1 protein-coding gene is annotated in these 215 nt (G+C 70.2%); it reads right to left on the reverse strand.

Features of this window, described 5'->3' with window-relative positions; all coding sequences use genetic code 11:
- The coding region (locus RUGAMON1_RS32775; protein ID WP_445234442.1) for a phosphopantetheine-binding protein at nt 1-215 on the reverse strand (215 nt) is incomplete at both ends.

A 215-nucleotide genomic window follows, 5' to 3' on the forward strand; every position in this document is an offset into this window, starting at 1 on the left:
GCATGCGCTCGATCAGCGCCACCGCCAGCAGCGAATGGCCGCCCAGCTCGAAGAAGTTGTCGTGCCGTCCGACCCGCTCCAGCTTGAGCAGCTCGGCCCAGATCGCCGCCAACGTCTCTTCCGTTTCGCCCTGCGGCGCCTCGTAGCCGCGCGCCGCGTAGGCTTGCGCATCCGGCGCCGGCAGCGCCTTGCGATCGAGCTTGCCGTTCGGCGTC

Source organism: Duganella rhizosphaerae (assembly GCF_040364205.1).
GTDB classification, from domain to species: Bacteria; Pseudomonadota; Gammaproteobacteria; order Burkholderiales; family Burkholderiaceae_D; genus Rugamonas; species Rugamonas rhizosphaerae.